Genomic DNA, 16,789 nt, shown 5'->3' with positions numbered 1-16,789 from the left:
TATATCAATTAAATCTGCTCAATAGGGCACATTCACAATGAATCAAACACTTATTACACCTGCCATTATTGATTACAAAAAAACAATACTTGCGTTATTAAGTTATTTGCAAAAGCTAAAAGAATTTTCTCAAAAACTTAACCTTGATAGTGAATCAATTGATAACATTTTCCAAAGATTGGAAGTAGATAGCTTTTCGCTTGCCGTTGTTGGCGAATTTAATCGCGGCAAAAGTACATTCATCAATGCTCTTGTCGGTCACGATATCTTGCCTTCGGATATTTTGGCTACCACTGCTACTCTAAGTCGCATTACTCATAGGTCAACACCCGGCGCAAAAATTCTTTTTAAAGATGGTCGCGAGCAAGAAATCGCCTTTCATGAATTAGCAAATTATGCTACTAAACTAACTGCTGAATCAGCAGCTGCAGCCAACTTACTCAAAGAAGTAGTTATTTATTATCCCTGGTATTTCTGTCAAGATAACGTAGAAATTATTGACACGCCAGGACTAAGTGATGATGCTGATATGACTGCAGTAACTCTATCAGCTTTACGTCAATGTGATATGGTTATAATGTTGATTTCCCCCTTATCGCCTTTTAGCATTTCTGAAAGTGAGTTTCTTACAAGTCAACTACTAGATAATGGTATATTCCACATTTTATTTGTAGTAAATGGAATCGACAGATGCGATTCTCTTGAAGACGTCGAAAAGCTATTGCTCTTAATTAAAGGTCGTATTAAAAACTGTATTAAAAATTGGGCAATCCAATCTAACAATAAAGAGTACATAAAACAAATCAATATACAAATTTTTGGTATTTCAGCTTTGCAAGCATTACAAGCAAAGCAAGTTAAAGATATAAACTTGCTGGCTCAAAGTCGCTTGACTAATTTCGAGTATAGTTTAACAAGAATTCTTCAGCAAGAACGAGAAATAATTCGCTTAGAAATAACTACGAATCAACTCCTCAACTCAACTAAAGAAATCCTCAGAAATCTTAAAGAGCAAAATAAGTATTTAGAATTAGAACAAGCTAATTTAAGAAAGCTTAACCAAATAGTGAGCAAGAAAATTTCTATAATCCGCTGTCAAAAAACAGAAGTTGAACAATTATTTGAAAATACATTGACAAGTGTAAAATCACAGTCAAAAATAGCAGATCGCCGACTACATAAAAAACTAATATCTGCTGTCGAGCGAGTTATTCAGTCAATTGACATAAATACTATTGAACAGAGTGATTTAGCTAACAAAATATTGGATACTGTGCAAAGTACTAGTAGTGAACTAGCTCATACAATTCAGAAAGAAGCACAGGAAGCACTACTGTTGGTATGGAGTAACATTAAAGATTTTGTTGAATTATTTGAACAAAGTATCTTACAAATTACTCCAGAAATAACTCAACTAGGATTAGACACAACAATTTACACTACAGCGATGAATATTGGCTACTCAATTAAGCTTTACAATCCCTTTAACCAGCAAAGTATAAATACCTTATCACTACTATTTCCTAGTAACTTGGAAGTTTTTATATTTACACAACCGGAAGGTATTGGCACTACTATTGGGGCTGTTCTTGGTTTTGTCTTAACTGCGGGAACTCCCATAGGTGCTGCAATTGGCGGTGCAATCGGTGCTGGTGTTGGGGCTAATGTTAAAGCCAACAAATTTAAGGAAAAATATCAACCCCAAGTTATGGCAGAGATTGAAAAGCAACTAAATTTGATGAACGTTAATCAAACTGTTGATAACTATATATCTAGTGATTTCTCTGATTTAGAAAAACTCCAAGTTTCCTTTATAAAGGAGGTGATGTTAATTCTAGATACTACTCAAACTCAGCTAGCACAAAAGTATGGAAAACATGAAGCTATGATTTTAACTAAACACCAAGCTCTCAAACAAATTCGTTCAAAATTACAGATCATCCTTCATAACTTGCAACAGCTTTCTGAACAAATCAGTCAACAGGGTACGTAAAATTCCGTTTTCATTTGAAACAACAAAGATATTTACAAAGGAGAACTTAGTAATGATAACTACAAACAATAAAACTCTATCACTGGATTCAATCCTTGATTACAAAAAAGTAGAACGCACGCTCACATCTGACTTGCAAAAATTACGTGGTTTTTCTGAAGAACTTAAACTTACCAAATCAGTTGAATTAATTAATGAAATATTATGGCGAATTGAAGAAAGAACTTTTTCTGTTGCTATTGTTGGTCAGTTTAAAGTTGGTAAAAGTACCTTCATTAATACTTTGCTCGGCAAAGAGATTCTTCCCGCTGACGTTGCACCCTGTTCTGCTACATTAAACCGCGTCACTTATGGAGTAAAGCCATCTGTAAAAATTCTATTTAAAAACGGTGAGGAAGATCAGGTTTCCATTGATAAATTGGCTGATTACGTTACAAAACTTACGCCAGAATCTGAGACTACTGCCGAATCAATTAAAGAAGCTGTAGTGTATTATCCTGTTCCTTATTGTCAGAATAATATCGAAATTATCGATACTCCAGGACTAAATGATGAAGAAAGTATGACTGATGTTACTTTATCAGTCTTACCTCAAGTTGATGCAGCTATTATGATCATTTTAGCACAACATCCTTTTGGGGAATATGAAAAGGATTTCCTAGAAAACAAACTACTGAGTAACGATTTAGGACGGGTTATCTTTGTAGTAAATCTTTGGGATAGCTACACTACTGAAGAGGCAGACCGCGTACTTCAAGCGATTAAAAAACGTATTCAAGCGTATGTATTAGATCGAGCCGCAGATCGGTTTGGCAAAGATTCTGAGGAGTATAAAACATACAGGCAAAAGATTGGCGAACCTAAAGTGTTTGGTATTTATATCAAGCAAGCTTTATCAGCTAAATATAAAGGCGATGAAGCATTACTAGTTCAAAGTGGGTTTAGGCAGTTTGAGTCTGCTTTAGAAACGTTTCTAACACGAGAGCGCGGAGGAATTTTGTTGCAAGTTCCCGCTAACCGCGCGATCGCTTCATCTAAAGAAATTCTCTCCGCCCTTAATATTCGAGAAAACGCCTTGCAAATGAAGCAAGAACAATTCCAAGAGGCTTACGACAAAAGCGTAGCTGAGATTGCTGCTATCCGAGAGCGGCAGACAAAAGAACTGCAACTGATTGATGGTGCTGCTGCCAATGTGAAGTTGCTAGTTCGACCTTTAATTTACGATCTCCCTACAGAATTAAAGCAAGCTGCTCAAACGGCAATTGAATCGACACCCATCGAGCCAAAAGAAGTAAATAATAAAAAGAATTTGGCGAAAAAGTTGAGCAACGAAGTCTCGAAGGCGTTGCAACGTGCTACAGATAAATTATCTCAAAAAATCCAGAATGAAATTCAAAAAGAAATTGATCGGGAAGTTGAACGCCTGAAAAATTTTGCTGAATCAGTCGAGCAGGCGCTCACAAGTATTCAAATGCAATTTGATGGCGACATTATTGCAAGCTCAGATCGCAAAACAAGTGGTGCTGCAGAAGCCATAACTGCTGCACTATCAGCGTTTACTGGATTTGGTGGAATTTGGTCGGGATACCGCGTTGCAGGGGTAAAAGGTGCTGCTGTTGGTGCTGCTGCTAGTTTTGGCACGTTTTTTCTGGCTGGAATTATAGCCGGAGCTATCGGGTTAACCGCAGCTGCCTTTTGGCCTGTTGTTATCGCTACTGGACTTTTGTCTATTTTTACAGGAGGCGAGACAACAAAGTTGATTTTTGGTCGCGATCGCGTAGAAAACTTTAGGAAAAATTACAAGGAGAAAGTTCTCCAGGAAATAGAAAAACGACTTCAAGAGCAGCGCCTTGAACAAAAGATTGACGAGCAGATTACAACTGCTTTTGAGATGCTCAAACAAACTCTGCGTCAAGAGGTAGAGGTATTACTCGATAACACTCAGAAAACTTTGACTGAACTAAGTGACAAGCGGGGACGTAATGAAGCCATGAACGAAAACGAACGCCAAGAACTTAATAAAATTCGGACTGAAACTGAGAAGATTCTTGGCAATGCCCAGCGGCTATCCGATCAGCTTGTTGAGATTTTGAGCGTTTAATTGTAGCAATCATTTTGATTAAACAGGGCGGGCTTTTGGCTTGCCTTTATTGATTAACTTATTAGGCTTATTAAGTTATCAATATACTTTTGTTTTATAGCAATAGTAAAGCCTCTACTCATTCAACCTCCTGCATAAATTACACCTTTCCTACGACGTACACTAAAATAAGACCTCTAGTAGTAAGTCAGCGAAGGTGGACTTTGTTATCTAGCTGCGAATTTATTCGCTATTCTCTTCACGCAGTATATCTATTTTCTTGCAAGTAGCGATCGCGCTTGATTGATCCATACTTGCATTTCACTTTTTGAGGGACATAAATCGCAACGTTGGAGTGTTGCTACTTGCAATCGCAAAATTGGTTGATGTAATCTATGCACTGGAGTTTGCGCAAGTTGTGCAACAGATATAACGCCTGCGTGCAATAACAAGCCGCAATATTGACAGCCGATACTAGGAATTCGTGCTAAATCTGCTAAAGCTACCCATTTATTGACAGTTTCGACTCTGACTTGTAAGTGTGTTGCTAAAGTTTGTCGTTGAGCAGAAGTTCTACATTGCTGTAGTAGTTGCAGCGTTGTAGAAATACCAAGTTGTGTCAGTTGATCTTGTGTTTGCACATTTAATCCTGGTAATTCACTCATTCGCCAATTTTTAGCAACAACTTTACTTCGAAAAGAACGATCTAGATTTTGCATATTTTAGAAGTAAAACTATATCAGTAGGTCAAAATAATATAAGTAATGGATATTAACTAATACTTCATCATTCAAAAACTGCTTTTCCTTGAATTCGAGAAGAAGCAAAGCAAGTTTCAAGAAAAACATTTTAATTTATGTTGGAACTACAACATTTAAACTAGCAGGAATACACTCAATCTCTACAGGTGTATTGCCTTCTAAATTACCGTCAAGGGCAACTCTTTGCTGAGGATTGGCGATCGCTTTCACCGATTTTGCTTTTAATGAGATGACATCCTTATGCTTTACAGCAGTTTTGTTTAAACCAGAGCGCAACAATTGATAAGCTGCTGTCACCATATTTAATCGATTTTGAGGGGTAGTGATTGTGATATCTAGTAAACCATCATCTGCGATCGCTCCTTCTGTTCCCTGTGCTAGCGGTGATGTAGGAGGAACAGCATTGGCAATTGTTATTGCTGTTGCTTCCAAGTTTAAAGTTCGGTTGTCTGTTTCTACTGTAGTTGTAAACCACTGCATATGTTGCAACTGTTTTGCACTAGCAAGAATATACGCTAGTACTCCAAAACGGTTTTTTGCTTGACGATCGACAATCTCTAAAGTTTCTGCTTTGAAACCAATATCTGCTTGAGTCAGGAACAGTTTACCGTTGCAACAAGCAGTGTCAATAGTACGCGATCTTCCAGATAAGATAACGTTGCAAGCAGAGTGGATGTCTTGAGGAATACCTACGGCTGTGGCGAAATTATTCGCCGTTCCTCTAGGAATGATACCAAGCGGAATTTGTGTTTTTCCAATTGCAGCAGCAACATCAGCAACAGTACCGTCACCGCCAGCAGCAATAATGACATCTGTATTCTGCGCAACTGCTACACTGATTGCTTGAACAATATCGTGTTTTTTATCATGAATTGGATAAAGATCCAAATCGAGTTTTGACTCTAGTATTTCTCTAATTGCTGTTAGTTCTTCTACAGGATCTCCTTGTCCTGATGATGGGTTGAAAATAAGAGAAGCTGAGCGAAACATAAAGCAACTACCGTAAGTATACTAAGGGTTCTAGCGAAAATGCGAGTATTTAGGCGATCGCTATTTGAAGTTAAAGTTCTGTAAATATATGTGTGACTCAACTCTTACAATTAGGTTTGATTTTGAGTCAGTAAAAGTTTTAATTTCATCTGTATAAAGATATAATGCACTCTTTAAGAATCTATACTTTAGTTAGTTGTTGCTAAGATTAAAGCTCAATAACATCTATCTATAGCAGGAATTACTAAGTTAATTAACGATTAATTTTAGGCTACTTCGTAATGTGCGATCGCGAAGTAAAAAATGAACCACTTGTACGAAAATAGAAAATAGACATTAAAACTTTTAAGTAACTTGCTTCAGCAACATGGTTAAGCGACTGCCTGAGAACGATAAGGGTAACTTGTTATTCATAATTCAAATGCGATCGCTGATTCGTTCTCGCATAGGAAGGCAGATTTTTAGGGTAACTTTATACTTTTTGCTTGGTATCTTAATCTTGTTAATACCAGGATTGCAACTACAGCTAACAGCAGTACCACCACAAGCAACCGTACAACAAAATACAGCAACTCAGCAAGGAATTCCCAACCGCCAAGAACTTGAAAGCTTCATGGACGAGTTCTTTACAGAACAAATGGAGGAATTGCACGTTCCTGGTGCAACGATTGCTTTAGTTAAAGATGGTGAAGTCTTTTTTACCAAAGGTTATGGTTACGCTGATATAGACAAGCAAACGCCAGTTACTCCAGATCAAACAGTTTTTCGCGTCGGTTTACCGATCATCCTAAGTTACCTGGAATTGGCTATGCTTTTCACGAAAGGTACAAATATCGCCAAAGAATACTAGCCCATAGTGCCATTTTTCTTGGGTATACAGGCTTGCTTTCTTTGATACCTGAACAAAATTTAGGTTTGTTCATTGCTTACAACAAATTTGACCCCAAATTTCACGAACGTTTGACGACTCAGTTTTTGGATCGTTTTTATCCTGTAGCTGAAGCTGAAGTTCCACAACCGCTAGCAAATCATCAGAATCGAGTGCGACTTTTTACAGGAACTTACCGTGATTTTGAGTATCCAGAACACACGATCGCAAAAATTAGTTCGTTATTTAATCATGTCAGCGTCAATGCAAAAGACGATGGTACTTTAGAAGTCCATTTTCCAGAAGGATTTTTTGCAACAATACCCCCACAAGATAACTTGGTACGACTGCTGGAGGTAGAACCATTAGTATTTTACCGCTACAACGATGATGATTTTGTCGTTTTTGAACAAAGCGATCGCGGAAATATCACTCATATGTATCACCCACTGGATCTTGGTCCTGCTGGGTTTGAGAAGTTACCTTGGTATGAAACAACTTATTTTCACATCCCACTGGCAATTTTCTTTCTGATTGCCTTTATCTCGGCAATTTGGGTAGGAATTCCTAATATTATACGTCATCGTTCGCAATCTGCACGCCAGTCTAAATCTATGGTACGATGGGCGTGGTTAGTTGCAGGTTTAGTTAGCTTACTGTATTTATTATTTCTGATCGGTATGGGTTTGGCACTTTTACTCAACGATCCCATCGAGTTGATTTACGGAGTGCCATCAATTATGGTTGCATTACTCTGGATTCCCATAGTCGCAGCGGTAATATCAATTTTCTTACCAATCTTTGCAATTCTCGCCTGGCAAAAACAATATTGGTCATGGTGGGGACGACTGCATTATTCTATCGTCACTGTAGCCATTTTAGGATTTATTCCCTTTTTGAATTATTGGAACTTACTTGGTTTTAGATTTTGAGTTGTTGATACCGTAAATTAATCCCACCGCACTACTCAATGCTAAAACATTGATAAACTGAATCGATGACCGAAAACCACCGTCATCGGTACGTTGATACTGGTACAAACTCAAGGGTGTATCTGGAATTCCTAAAGTCAAAGTTTTTATACCCAGTATCGACAAAATGACAGGTAGCACAAAGCCTAATCCTATCCAAATGACAACCATACTGATCGCAAAACCTGTCAAAAAACTCCAGAATAAATTATTTGCTGAATGGGCGACGCGGCGATCGCCCGATTTACCATAGATGCGTAAACCAATTGCCGTATCTTCTGCTAATATGTGCCGAGGGTAGCGCCAAACAATTGTACTCACCCACATATCGACAGTTGCACCTGCGGCGTTAATTGCAAGTGCGATCGCTAACCAAGGTATCCGCAATAGAACCATTAGCAACACGCCTAAAACTGAAATTAGCACAAATGGTGCAAGCGTAATCTGCAAAAATTGATTGCGCGTGAAAACTTTGCTCGAAGTTGCATAAGCATACGGTAAAACAAAGTGCGATAGCCCTACTCCATAACGCGGTTTACCACCATAAATTGACATTACCGCGCCGTGAATAAGTTCGTGCAAGACAATTGTTAAGACAATAAGAAGTAATGTTCCTAGCCACCCCTGTACTTGCGAAAATGCAAAATCAATGTCTTGACTCGTTCCTATAAAGAAAGCATAAATTGCTAAAAAAGTTGGTAGAAATAAGAAAAAACCTCCTGTAGCTAGAAAGAAAAATTTGGCGGCTAAAGAACGATTTACTGTTAATTCATCTAATAGTTGATAGCCACGTTGTTGCAATTTTTGTTCAACAGACATAAAATTCATTTTCGCTTCCTATCTTGCTTTAATATGGTTTGCTATTGCTGCTGTAGAATGGATAAAAAGACACTAAGTTTTATATCTGCGTTTACAATTGACTTTTTAATTATTTGTACTACTTGTGCAATTATTTCAAAAACGCCATGCAGCGCGAATTTAATCAGAGACTTACTTCAATGCTATAAATTTTAATATTCGCAGCTTTATTATCAACGTCACTAATACTTTTTGCGGTTCTAGCCTAGTAGAAAAATATTGGTTAATGCAGTAGGTTTCATCATTTTTTAAATTCCATTAATGTGGCGGAATATAGCTCATTACAATCTTTATACTACTTTACTAGCTTTTCCAATGTAATTTATTGAAGTATCATCATTAATATCTACACTAAATTTGTTTGTTTTTTTGTAATGCACGTACTTAACAAAATTGAATCGTAAAGCTTCGCCAAATATATCAAATCCCTTTATTGCTATATTCTTAAAACCACCTTTTTCTAATATTTCAGTGAGTTCTTCAGGTTTAATGAATTTATTCCAATCATGAACTCCTCGTTGAATTTCACCTAAAATATTCTCCATCAACCAAATCATCACAATTTTTGACTTTAAATTACGATTAATTGTGTCAAAAAAGAACAAACCATTTGGTTTAAGAACGCGAAATATTTCAGAAATAACACAAGGCACGCTTTCGACGTGTTCTAAGACATCAACACATACTACTACATCAAAATAATTGTCTTGATAGGGCATATTTTCTGCCATTCCGTAGCAGTAATCTATTTCAAAGCCACTATTGTTAGCATGCTTTGCAGCAGCTTCGATACACTTTTGAGATTGATCGATACCGCATACATCAACCCCCATAGCTGCCATGAATTCACAAGAAAATCCACCACCGCAACCTACGTCTAAAGCTTTTAATCCTTGCCAATTTGGCACATAACGATTAAAGAATTCAAATCGAGGCTTGTTTAGGTGGTAAAGGCTATAAATTTTGGTATTTTCATCCCACCAATTATCAGCATTGATGTCGTAAAATTCTAAATCGTTTTTCTTCATGATTATTAGGATTAAAAGTCCAGTCTCAAAGCTACAAATTACTACTTACAAACGGCTATATTCATTCTCCTTGCCCATTATTTTCTACAACTTTAGCTTGTTGTTGAACTTGACGTGAGGTTGGAGGTGAATTACGAAATTCTAGCGTATAAATATCTGTTGGTAACTCAATTCCTGCATTCATGAGTGACTCTTTAATCACTTGTGCTACCTGCGAAGTGGCTTCTAAAAACGCCATGCGGCGCGAATTTACCCAAAAGCGAATTTCAAGATTTACAGTACTTGGCGCAAGTTCGCGAATTAAAATTTCTAGCGGTTGAGTAACTTCTACTCCTTCGATTGTCAAAACAGCATCGCGAATAATCTGCTTTGCGGTATTAATATCCGCAGCATAATCAATACCAACAATCACCGAACTCCGACGCACGGGGGAAGCGGTATTATTAGTAATACTCGCTTGAAAGACTTCTTGGTTGGGAACGTACACCATACGCCCATCATACGTTTGAATCGTAGTCGCGCGGAGTTGAATCTGAGTAATTGTACCTTCAAATTCTTTAATAACAACTTGATCGCCGAGTCGAAACGGTCGAGCAGCAAGTAATAATCACACCAGAAATATAATTACTGAGAATATCTCGCAGACTAAAACCAATGGCAACGGTGGTTAATCCTAATGTACCCAGTAAGGCAGTAAAATCAAGTCCTAAAACGCCCAGGGCAATGACCGAACCAATTACCCATACTCCACCATATCCTAAGCGAGCGATGAGGATTTCAGTACTGCGATCGCCTTCGGTACGTTGCGCCCAAGCATAGGCAATTTGTCTGACTCCACGCGCGATCGCCCACGTCAACGCTACAACAATCAAGCTACCAATAATCGAGGGCAAATTATCGATAATGTCACGGATTAACTCGCGCATCGTGATGTTAACGCGCTGTACAACATCAACGGCTAACGGTGGCTGGTCAAAAGCTTGATTGAGTTCATTCGCCCACTGCTGCGCTAATTCCTCAACAGAAGTGCCAAAATCTTCCGCATCTTGTTGCGTTACTGTCATCAACACGCGATTATTGACTTGCAATGTTGCAATATTGCGTTGAGGACTTGTTTGTACAGTAACAGTTTCTGGCGGTTGCGATCGCGCTAAGACACTAGCAATGCGACGATTAATAATTTGCGCGCGTTGTGTTGCATTTAGTTCTGCTAAACTACCTACTTGGAAAATTGGTCTTCCGCGTACTAAAATATCCGCAAAAAATACCCCATCGACAGGAACTTCGACCAATGGCTCAACAGGAGTTTCAACAAGAGGAATATCTTGGGCTAAACCGATATAACTTCTCAACAGTATCAAGCAAGCGACAAACGCGACAATGCGTAATCTAGCAATAACTTGTTTGCGTTTGCCCATTCCCTACTCTCTATTAAACAATTCAGAAACTCGTTAATTCTTCTTGCTTTGAGTTCTTTGTGCCTTTTTGGTTTTTTAAAATAATACTATAGTGGGCATTGCCCACCATATCATCTAGTAGCGGAAAATTGCTGCTATTGATGAATTACCTGGGACAGATTCAGGGTCAACCACATAGACATTACCACTATTTATCAAAGTATGAATTGCGGCTAAATCCATTAAGTCTTCATCGCCCGTTTGCTGCTCGTCATGAACTTCCACTTGATTATTCTCTGGATCGAAGGTACCCCACTTTTGGATACCAGTTCCTACAAATAAGGAATCAACGCGTTGAAAATAAGCAGCAGGAACAATTTCTAAAATGTTATCACTTGTTTGTCCTGTGCCTGCTAATTCTTGATAGCGTTCTACAAGTTCTTTTTGTTTTTTCTGAAAATGGGGTTGTACGACTTCCCAAGCTTGCGCGTGTAATTCCTCAGGTTTTGAAATATCGGGATTACCTGTGACACCTCCATCGATTAAGTGAGGATAGTTATTTGCTTCTTTGTAAATAGGGAATAAATATTCTACTCCAGCCAAAACAAGCGGATATTGTTGATTTTTGAGTAATTCTTGAATGCCTGAATCTACTTGACGGAAGTAGCGTAAAATGTTGTCTTTCTGCTCCTCTTCGCCTGCACCTTGTCCGTGAAATATGGCAGCGCGGTCTCCGCCTCTACCTTGTGCAGTACCGGTATGAAATTGCAGTTGCTTTTCAAACACGTCATAGCGCAAGGCTTCCGCAATATTTTGCGGTACATCTTCTAAGTCAATTTCGCTGATACTATAGCGCGTTCCTTGGAAAAGCCGAATTTGGTTTTGACTAAGTGCAAGTAGATAAAATCTTCCATCGTCGGTCAGTAGCTGTAATAGTGGCTTGAGGTGAAAGCGATCTGTTACAACAACTAATTCATCAAAGCTGATTGGCACTTGGTAATAGCTAAAGAAATTCTCCGCAATAAAAATCGCCAGTCCATCGCTTTGATGTTGCCAAAATTGATAGTCATCAAGCTGCTGCGCCCGTGCTAACATATCTCTTGCATCTTGCGGTCGCATTCCTCCTGCAATTAATTTGTCCTCGGCTTCTTTAAGTAAATTTTTAAAGCGAATTGGATCTTGTTGCGTCTGAGTTCCTAATTTGTGCGTGGGCATATAAATAGAAACACACGTACCTTTAGGTTGTTCTATTAATATTTTTGCTTCGTCGATTGAAAACAATTTCATACAATATTCTCCAACTCGGTGAGAAGATTAGTATAGCAATCCCATTGAGGGTGTCAGATTTTTAGGACAAAATGCGAAGTCCGTACTAAAAGCGTAACAAAACTCTCATCGATTGACTTTGTACGGGCTGTAAATTCTTTTTCATATTAGACATTTTGTCTTTTGTTGACTACCAACTAACTTGGTAGATTTTTATTAGGCATCTATCTATTGATTGATTTTACAGTTAGATTAGAAATAAAAGAAAAATTGCATCTATCTTAAAGTTGATATTTAGCAAAATAATTCTTTGCGGCAAGGTAGACAAGAAACAAGTACCTACTGGCTCAAGGGTAAAGCGCGTTTTTTAGTATAAAGATAATATTTCCTTAACATTTTTTTGGTAAGTTACAGAGGTGCGATCGCAACACATAACTTATCCCAATTCTCTAGAGTTTTGCCTCTGTTGCCAAATTCGAAGCCCACAATTATCACAATAAGGTTTGCGCTGTAATTTGTCATCATTGCAGACATATCACTTATGGATTCATTTAAATTACAATTACTTCATGCTGCTGACTTAGAAGCTGGGATTTCTTCTTTGGAAGATGCACCTAGATTCTCCGCAATAGTTAATGGATTAGAGTCAGAATTTCCCGACCAAACTTTGCTGATTTCCTCAGGTGATAATTATATTCCTGGTCCTTTTTTGTTCGCTGGCAGCGACCCTAGTTTAGCAGATGTGTTAGGTAATCCTAGTGCAGGCAGAGCAGATATTGCACTAATGAATGCAATTGGCTTTGATGCTTCAGCGCTAGGTAATCATGAATTTGATTTAGGGACAAATTTTGTTGCAACTGTTCTGGCTGCTGACGGCGATTATCCAGGCGCTCAATTTCCGTATCTCAGCGCTAATCTTGATGTTAGTACAGATAGTAACCTTGCTCCATTGGTAGTTCCTGATGGGCAGCCGCCTCAGCCTAACAGCATTGCAAAAAGTGTCATCTTTGAACTTGATGGGGAATTTGTTGGCGTTGTCGGCGCTACAACTCCGCTTTTGGATACGATTTCTTCTCCTGGTGATGTGACGATCATTCCTCCCGATCCAGAGGATTTTGATGCACTAGCAGCGGAAATTCAAACAGCAGTAGATGAACTAACAGCTCAAGGAGTCAATAAAATTATTTTAACTGCTCATTTGCAGCAGTTGTCGGTAGAATTAGCGATCGCAGAAAGATTGCGCGACGTTGATATTATTATTGCTGGTGGCTCGGATACAATTTTAGCGGATGAGACCGATCGCCTGCGTGAAGGCGACGAGGTTCAAGGACCATATCCAATCTTCAGACAATCTGCAAGTGGCGAACCTATAGCGATCGTCAGCACTGATGGTAACTATACATATGTAGGACGTTTAGTTGTTGAATTTGATGATAATGGAGTTTTAATTCCTGATAGCATTGACTCGGTGGTGAGCGGTGCTTATGCTACTGACGAACAAGGTGTCATAGAGGTACGCGACGTTGTTGCGAATCCAGATGCAGTTGTCCCCACTTCTCAAGTTGTCGATATTGTGACAGCTGTTGGTGCGGTTTTAGCAGAGAAAGACGGTAACATTTTTGGTCAAACAGACGTGTTTCTCAATGGGCAACGAGAAGATGTCCGCACGCAAGAAACAAATTTAGGCAATCTTTCAGCGGATGCGAATCTAGCAACTGCCCGCGAAATTGATGAAACTGTTGCGATCTCGATTAAGAATGGCGGAGGAATTCGGGCTTCAATTGGGGCAATCGGTTCTGAAGAAGGCGATCGCGTACCACCACTAGCTAATGAATTAACAGGGAAACAAGCGGGTGAAATTTCGCAACTCGATATTGAAAACGCTTTACGCTTCAATAACGAACTTAGCCTCATTACATTAACTGCTGAACAACTTGTTACTGTGATTGAATATGGAGTCGCAGCAACTACACCAGGCGCTACTCCAGGAAGATTTCCGCAAGTAGCAGGATTGAGTTTTAGTTTCGACCCTGATTTAGAACCAGGTAGTCGCGTGCGATCGCTGGTTGTGGAAACCGCAGACACGCCGACAATCGTCGTCCAAGATGGCGAGTTAGTTGCCGATCCCGAACAGACTTTTCGTGTTGTCACGCTAGACTTCCTGGCTGACGGTGGCGATGGCTATCCATTCGACGAATTTATCGCGCAAAATCCAGAATTGGCGAATCGAGTCGATCTCACAGCTTTAGATATTGATGCTGGCAATGCCACCTTTACCGATCCTGGTACCGAACAAGATGCTTTAGCTGAGTATCTGTTTGCTAACTTTAGCGAAGAACCTTATAGTGTTGCGGATGTTGGACCTGGACAAGATTCTCGAATTCAGAACCTTAACGAACGTAGCGATACTGTAATTACGCCTTTGATTGGTGCAGCGGATGCGATTAGTTTAGCTCCTATTGGCACTTATGAAACAGGCATTTTCGATGAAAGTGCCGCCGAAATTGTGCAGTACGATCCCAAAACCCAACGTTTATTTGTTGTCAATGCTAATCAAGCAACCGTTGATGTTTTAGATATTAGCGATCCAACGAATATTCAAGCCTTGGATTCAATTTCCTCGACTGCTTTCGGTGGAATTGCAAACAGCGTATCAATTTTCAATGATGTTATCGCTGTTGCTGTAGAAGATGAAAATACACAACTACCAGGTAAAGCCGTTTTCTTTGATGTTGACGGTAACTTTTTAAGTTCTGTACAAGTTGGGGCGCTACCTGACATGATTACCTTTACTCCTGATGGCAGTAAGGTGTTAGTTGCGAATGAAGGCGAACCCAATGATGATTACACCATTGACCCTGAAGGTTCGGTAAGTATTATTGATGTTTCTGGTGGTTTTGAAAACCTGACACAAGATAACGTTACAACCGCCGATTTTAGAGCTTACAATGACCGTCGTGACGAATTAATCGCCGCTGGCGTGCGTATTTTTGGACCTAACGCCACAGTTGCCCAAGATTTAGAACCTGAGTACATTCAAGTTTCCGCAGATTCTACAACTGCGTGGATTGCGCTACAAGAAAACAATGCGCTAGCAGTACTTGATATTGCTTCGGGAGAGATTACCGATATTTTACCGTTGGGGTTCAAAGATCATAGCCTCCCTGGTAATCGTTTAGATGCTAGCGATCGCGATGGTGCCATTAATATTGCCAACTGGCCCATTTATGGTATGTACCAACCTGATGGCTTTGCAACGTATGAAGTCAATGGTGAAACGTACATCGTCACGGCAAATGAGGGCGATGCCCGTGATTATAGCGGTTATAGCGAAGAAGCACGCATCAAAGATTTAGTGTTAGACCCTGTTGCTTTTCCCAACGCTGCTGAGTTACAAGCTGATGAAGCCTTAGGGCGTTTAACCGTTACGACGGCAAATGGTGACACTGACGGTGATGGCGACTTCGACGAACTTTACGTCTTTGGCGGTCGGTCGTTTGCTATCTGGGATACGCAAGGCAATCTCGTCTACGAAAGTGGTGACGATTTTGAGAAAATTATCGCCGAAACTTATCCGCAATTTTTCAACTCGAATCATCGCGAAAATTCTTTTGATACGCGCAGCGATGATAAAGGACCAGAACCTGAAGATGTGGCAATTGGTGAAATTAATGGTCGATTCTATGCCTTTATTGGTTTAGAACGAGTTGGTGGCATTATGACTTATGATATTACCGACCCGACGTCACCGCAATTCGTTCAATACATCAATAACCGCGATTTCAGCGGCGATCCAGCAGCGGGAACCGCAGGCGATCTTGGGACAGAGGGGATTATCTTTATCTCTGCGGAAGATAGTCCGAATGGCAAGCCATTAGTTGTCACGGCAAATGAAGTCAGTGGCACAACGACCGTTTTTGAAATTACGGTAAACAGCGACGGTACTCCAGAACCCACCGGAGAACTCATTTTTGGTACAGAAACAGATGATGAGTTGTTTGCCAATACCCGCGATACTGTCTTTGCGGGGGCTGGTAATGATATCGTTGATGCTTCTACGGGTGGCGGTGGTAATCAGCTATACGGCGGTGATGGCGACGATGAGTTGTTTGCGGGACAAGGCGATCGCCTCTTTGGTGAAGCAGGCGATGACATTCTTAATGCTGCTGTAGGCAGTGGTGGTAATCGCTTGTATGGTGGTGCAGGTAACGATACCTTAATTGGCGGTAGTAGCGATCGCTTGTTTGGCGGTAATGGCGATGATGTTTTGTTTGCGGGACAAGGCGATAATCTCTTAAATGGTGGTGCAGGTGCCGATCAGTTCTGGATTGCTTACAATGGTTTACCGAATAGTGTAAATACCATTACTGATTTTCAAGTTGGTACGGATATCATTGGTATTGCTGGTTTGTCGACAGTCAATAACTTTAGTGACCTTATCCTGACCCAAGATGAAGGCAATACCTTAATTCGCGCTGCGGATACAGACTTAGCTATTCTAAGAGGTATTTCAGCAACTTCTCTAAATAGTAATAGTTTTGTATTTGCGTAGTTTTGTTGATAGTTGATGGTCGATC

10 protein-coding genes and 1 pseudogene are annotated in these 16,789 nt (G+C 39.7%); 5 read left to right on the top strand and 6 right to left on the bottom strand.

Translation table 11 applies throughout. The annotated features are described in order from the left end of the window. The first annotated feature begins 37 nt into the window (after window positions 1-37). Entirely contained in the window at window positions 38-1,993 is a 1,956-nt protein-coding gene (locus B1A85_RS14690) for a dynamin family protein (protein WP_104547658.1), read from the top strand. Window positions 1,994-2,045: 52 nt separating this feature from the next. Then, window positions 2,046-4,094 (top strand): dynamin family protein, encoded by a 2,049-nt coding sequence (locus tag B1A85_RS14685; protein ID WP_104547657.1) that lies wholly within the window; start codon window positions 2,046-2,048, stop codon window positions 4,092-4,094. 251 nt (window positions 4,095-4,345) lie between these two features. Here the strand turns inward: B1A85_RS14685 and B1A85_RS14680 are convergent, their stop codons facing one another. Beyond that, window positions 4,346-4,792: a DUF4332 domain-containing protein gene (locus B1A85_RS14680; protein WP_104547656.1), complete on the bottom strand. Its 447-nt coding sequence runs from the start codon at window positions 4,790-4,792 to the stop codon at window positions 4,346-4,348. A 135-nt stretch (window positions 4,793-4,927) separates the two neighbouring features. Then, window positions 4,928-5,824 carry a YegS/Rv2252/BmrU family lipid kinase gene (locus B1A85_RS14675; protein ID WP_104547655.1) on the bottom strand — a complete coding sequence of 299 codons (897 nt, stop codon included), beginning with the start codon at window positions 5,822-5,824 and terminating at the stop codon, window positions 4,928-4,930. A 367-nt stretch (window positions 5,825-6,191) separates the two neighbouring features. Between B1A85_RS14675 and B1A85_RS14670 the strand changes: the two genes are divergently transcribed. Together B1A85_RS14670 and B1A85_RS14665 are read left to right on the top strand one after the other, a co-directional pair. Then, complete coding sequence (locus B1A85_RS14670; RefSeq protein WP_104547654.1) at window positions 6,192-6,674, top strand: serine hydrolase; 483 nt, start codon at window positions 6,192-6,194, stop codon at window positions 6,672-6,674. A 41-nt stretch (window positions 6,675-6,715) separates the two neighbouring features. Then, window positions 6,716-7,624, top strand: a complete 909-nt coding sequence (locus B1A85_RS14665; protein WP_146087184.1) for a hypothetical protein — start codon at window positions 6,716-6,718, stop codon at window positions 7,622-7,624. On the opposite strand, the gene B1A85_RS14660 is transcribed toward B1A85_RS14665, so the two are convergent. The 4 genes and pseudogenes from B1A85_RS14660 to B1A85_RS14645 all read right to left on the bottom strand — a co-directional run bounded on the left by B1A85_RS14660 (window position 7,604) and on the right by B1A85_RS14645 (window position 12,233). Further along, window positions 7,604-8,491, bottom strand: coding sequence for a DUF3267 domain-containing protein (locus tag B1A85_RS14660; RefSeq protein ID WP_104547652.1), 888 nt, complete (start codon window positions 8,489-8,491; stop codon window positions 7,604-7,606). The genes B1A85_RS14665 and B1A85_RS14660 overlap by 21 nt on opposite strands. A 320-nt stretch (window positions 8,492-8,811) precedes the next feature. Then, the gene (ubiG, locus tag B1A85_RS14655; RefSeq protein ID WP_104547651.1) at window positions 8,812-9,549 is read right to left on the bottom strand and encodes a bifunctional 2-polyprenyl-6-hydroxyphenol methylase/3-demethylubiquinol 3-O-methyltransferase UbiG; all 738 of its coding nucleotides are present in this window, start codon (window positions 9,547-9,549) and stop codon (window positions 8,812-8,814) included. A 61-nt stretch (window positions 9,550-9,610) separates the two neighbouring features. Beyond that, window positions 9,611-10,967 (bottom strand): annotated as a pseudogene (locus tag B1A85_RS26180) (mechanosensitive ion channel family protein). Between the two features lie 114 nt (window positions 10,968-11,081). Beyond that, entirely contained in the window at window positions 11,082-12,233 is a 1,152-nt protein-coding gene (locus B1A85_RS14645) for a hypothetical protein (protein ID WP_104547650.1), read from the bottom strand. Between the two features lie 520 nt (window positions 12,234-12,753). Here B1A85_RS14645 and B1A85_RS14640 point away from each other — a divergent pair. Continuing rightward, window positions 12,754-16,764, top strand: coding sequence for a choice-of-anchor I family protein (locus B1A85_RS14640; protein ID WP_104547649.1), 4,011 nt, complete (start codon window positions 12,754-12,756; stop codon window positions 16,762-16,764). The last annotated feature ends 25 nt before the right edge of the window (window positions 16,765-16,789 follow it).

The organism is Chroococcidiopsis sp. TS-821, from assembly GCF_002939305.1.
In the GTDB taxonomy this organism is placed as follows: Bacteria; Cyanobacteriota; Cyanobacteriia; order Cyanobacteriales; family Chroococcidiopsidaceae; genus Chroogloeocystis.
The sequence above is the reverse complement of the archived record's forward strand: the minus strand, read 5'-3'. Positions and strand labels throughout refer to the sequence as shown.

What these genes read in the sequence shown, in the direction of transcription:
- B1A85_RS14690 (WP_104547658.1), top strand. Translation starts at nt 38, where the DNA reads ATGAATCAAACACTTATTACACCTGCCATTATTGATTACAAAAAAACA.
- B1A85_RS14685 (WP_104547657.1), top strand. Translation starts at nt 2,046, where the DNA reads ATGATAACTACAAACAATAAAACTCTATCACTGGATTCAATCCTTGAT.
- B1A85_RS14680 (WP_104547656.1), bottom strand. Translation starts at nt 4,792, where the DNA reads ATGCAAAATCTAGATCGTTCTTTTCGAAGTAAAGTTGTTGCTAAAAAT.
- B1A85_RS14675 (WP_104547655.1), bottom strand. Translation starts at nt 5,824, where the DNA reads ATGTTTCGCTCAGCTTCTCTTATTTTCAACCCATCATCAGGACAAGGA.
- B1A85_RS14670 (WP_104547654.1), top strand. Translation starts at nt 6,192, where the DNA reads ATGGTTAAGCGACTGCCTGAGAACGATAAGGGTAACTTGTTATTCATA.
- B1A85_RS14660 (WP_104547652.1), bottom strand. Translation starts at nt 8,491, where the DNA reads ATGAATTTTATGTCTGTTGAACAAAAATTGCAACAACGTGGCTATCAA.
- ubiG (WP_104547651.1), bottom strand. Translation starts at nt 9,549, where the DNA reads ATGAAGAAAAACGATTTAGAATTTTACGACATCAATGCTGATAATTGG.
- B1A85_RS14645 (WP_104547650.1), bottom strand. Translation starts at nt 12,233, where the DNA reads ATGAAATTGTTTTCAATCGACGAAGCAAAAATATTAATAGAACAACCT.
- B1A85_RS14640 (WP_104547649.1), top strand. Translation starts at nt 12,754, where the DNA reads ATGGATTCATTTAAATTACAATTACTTCATGCTGCTGACTTAGAAGCT.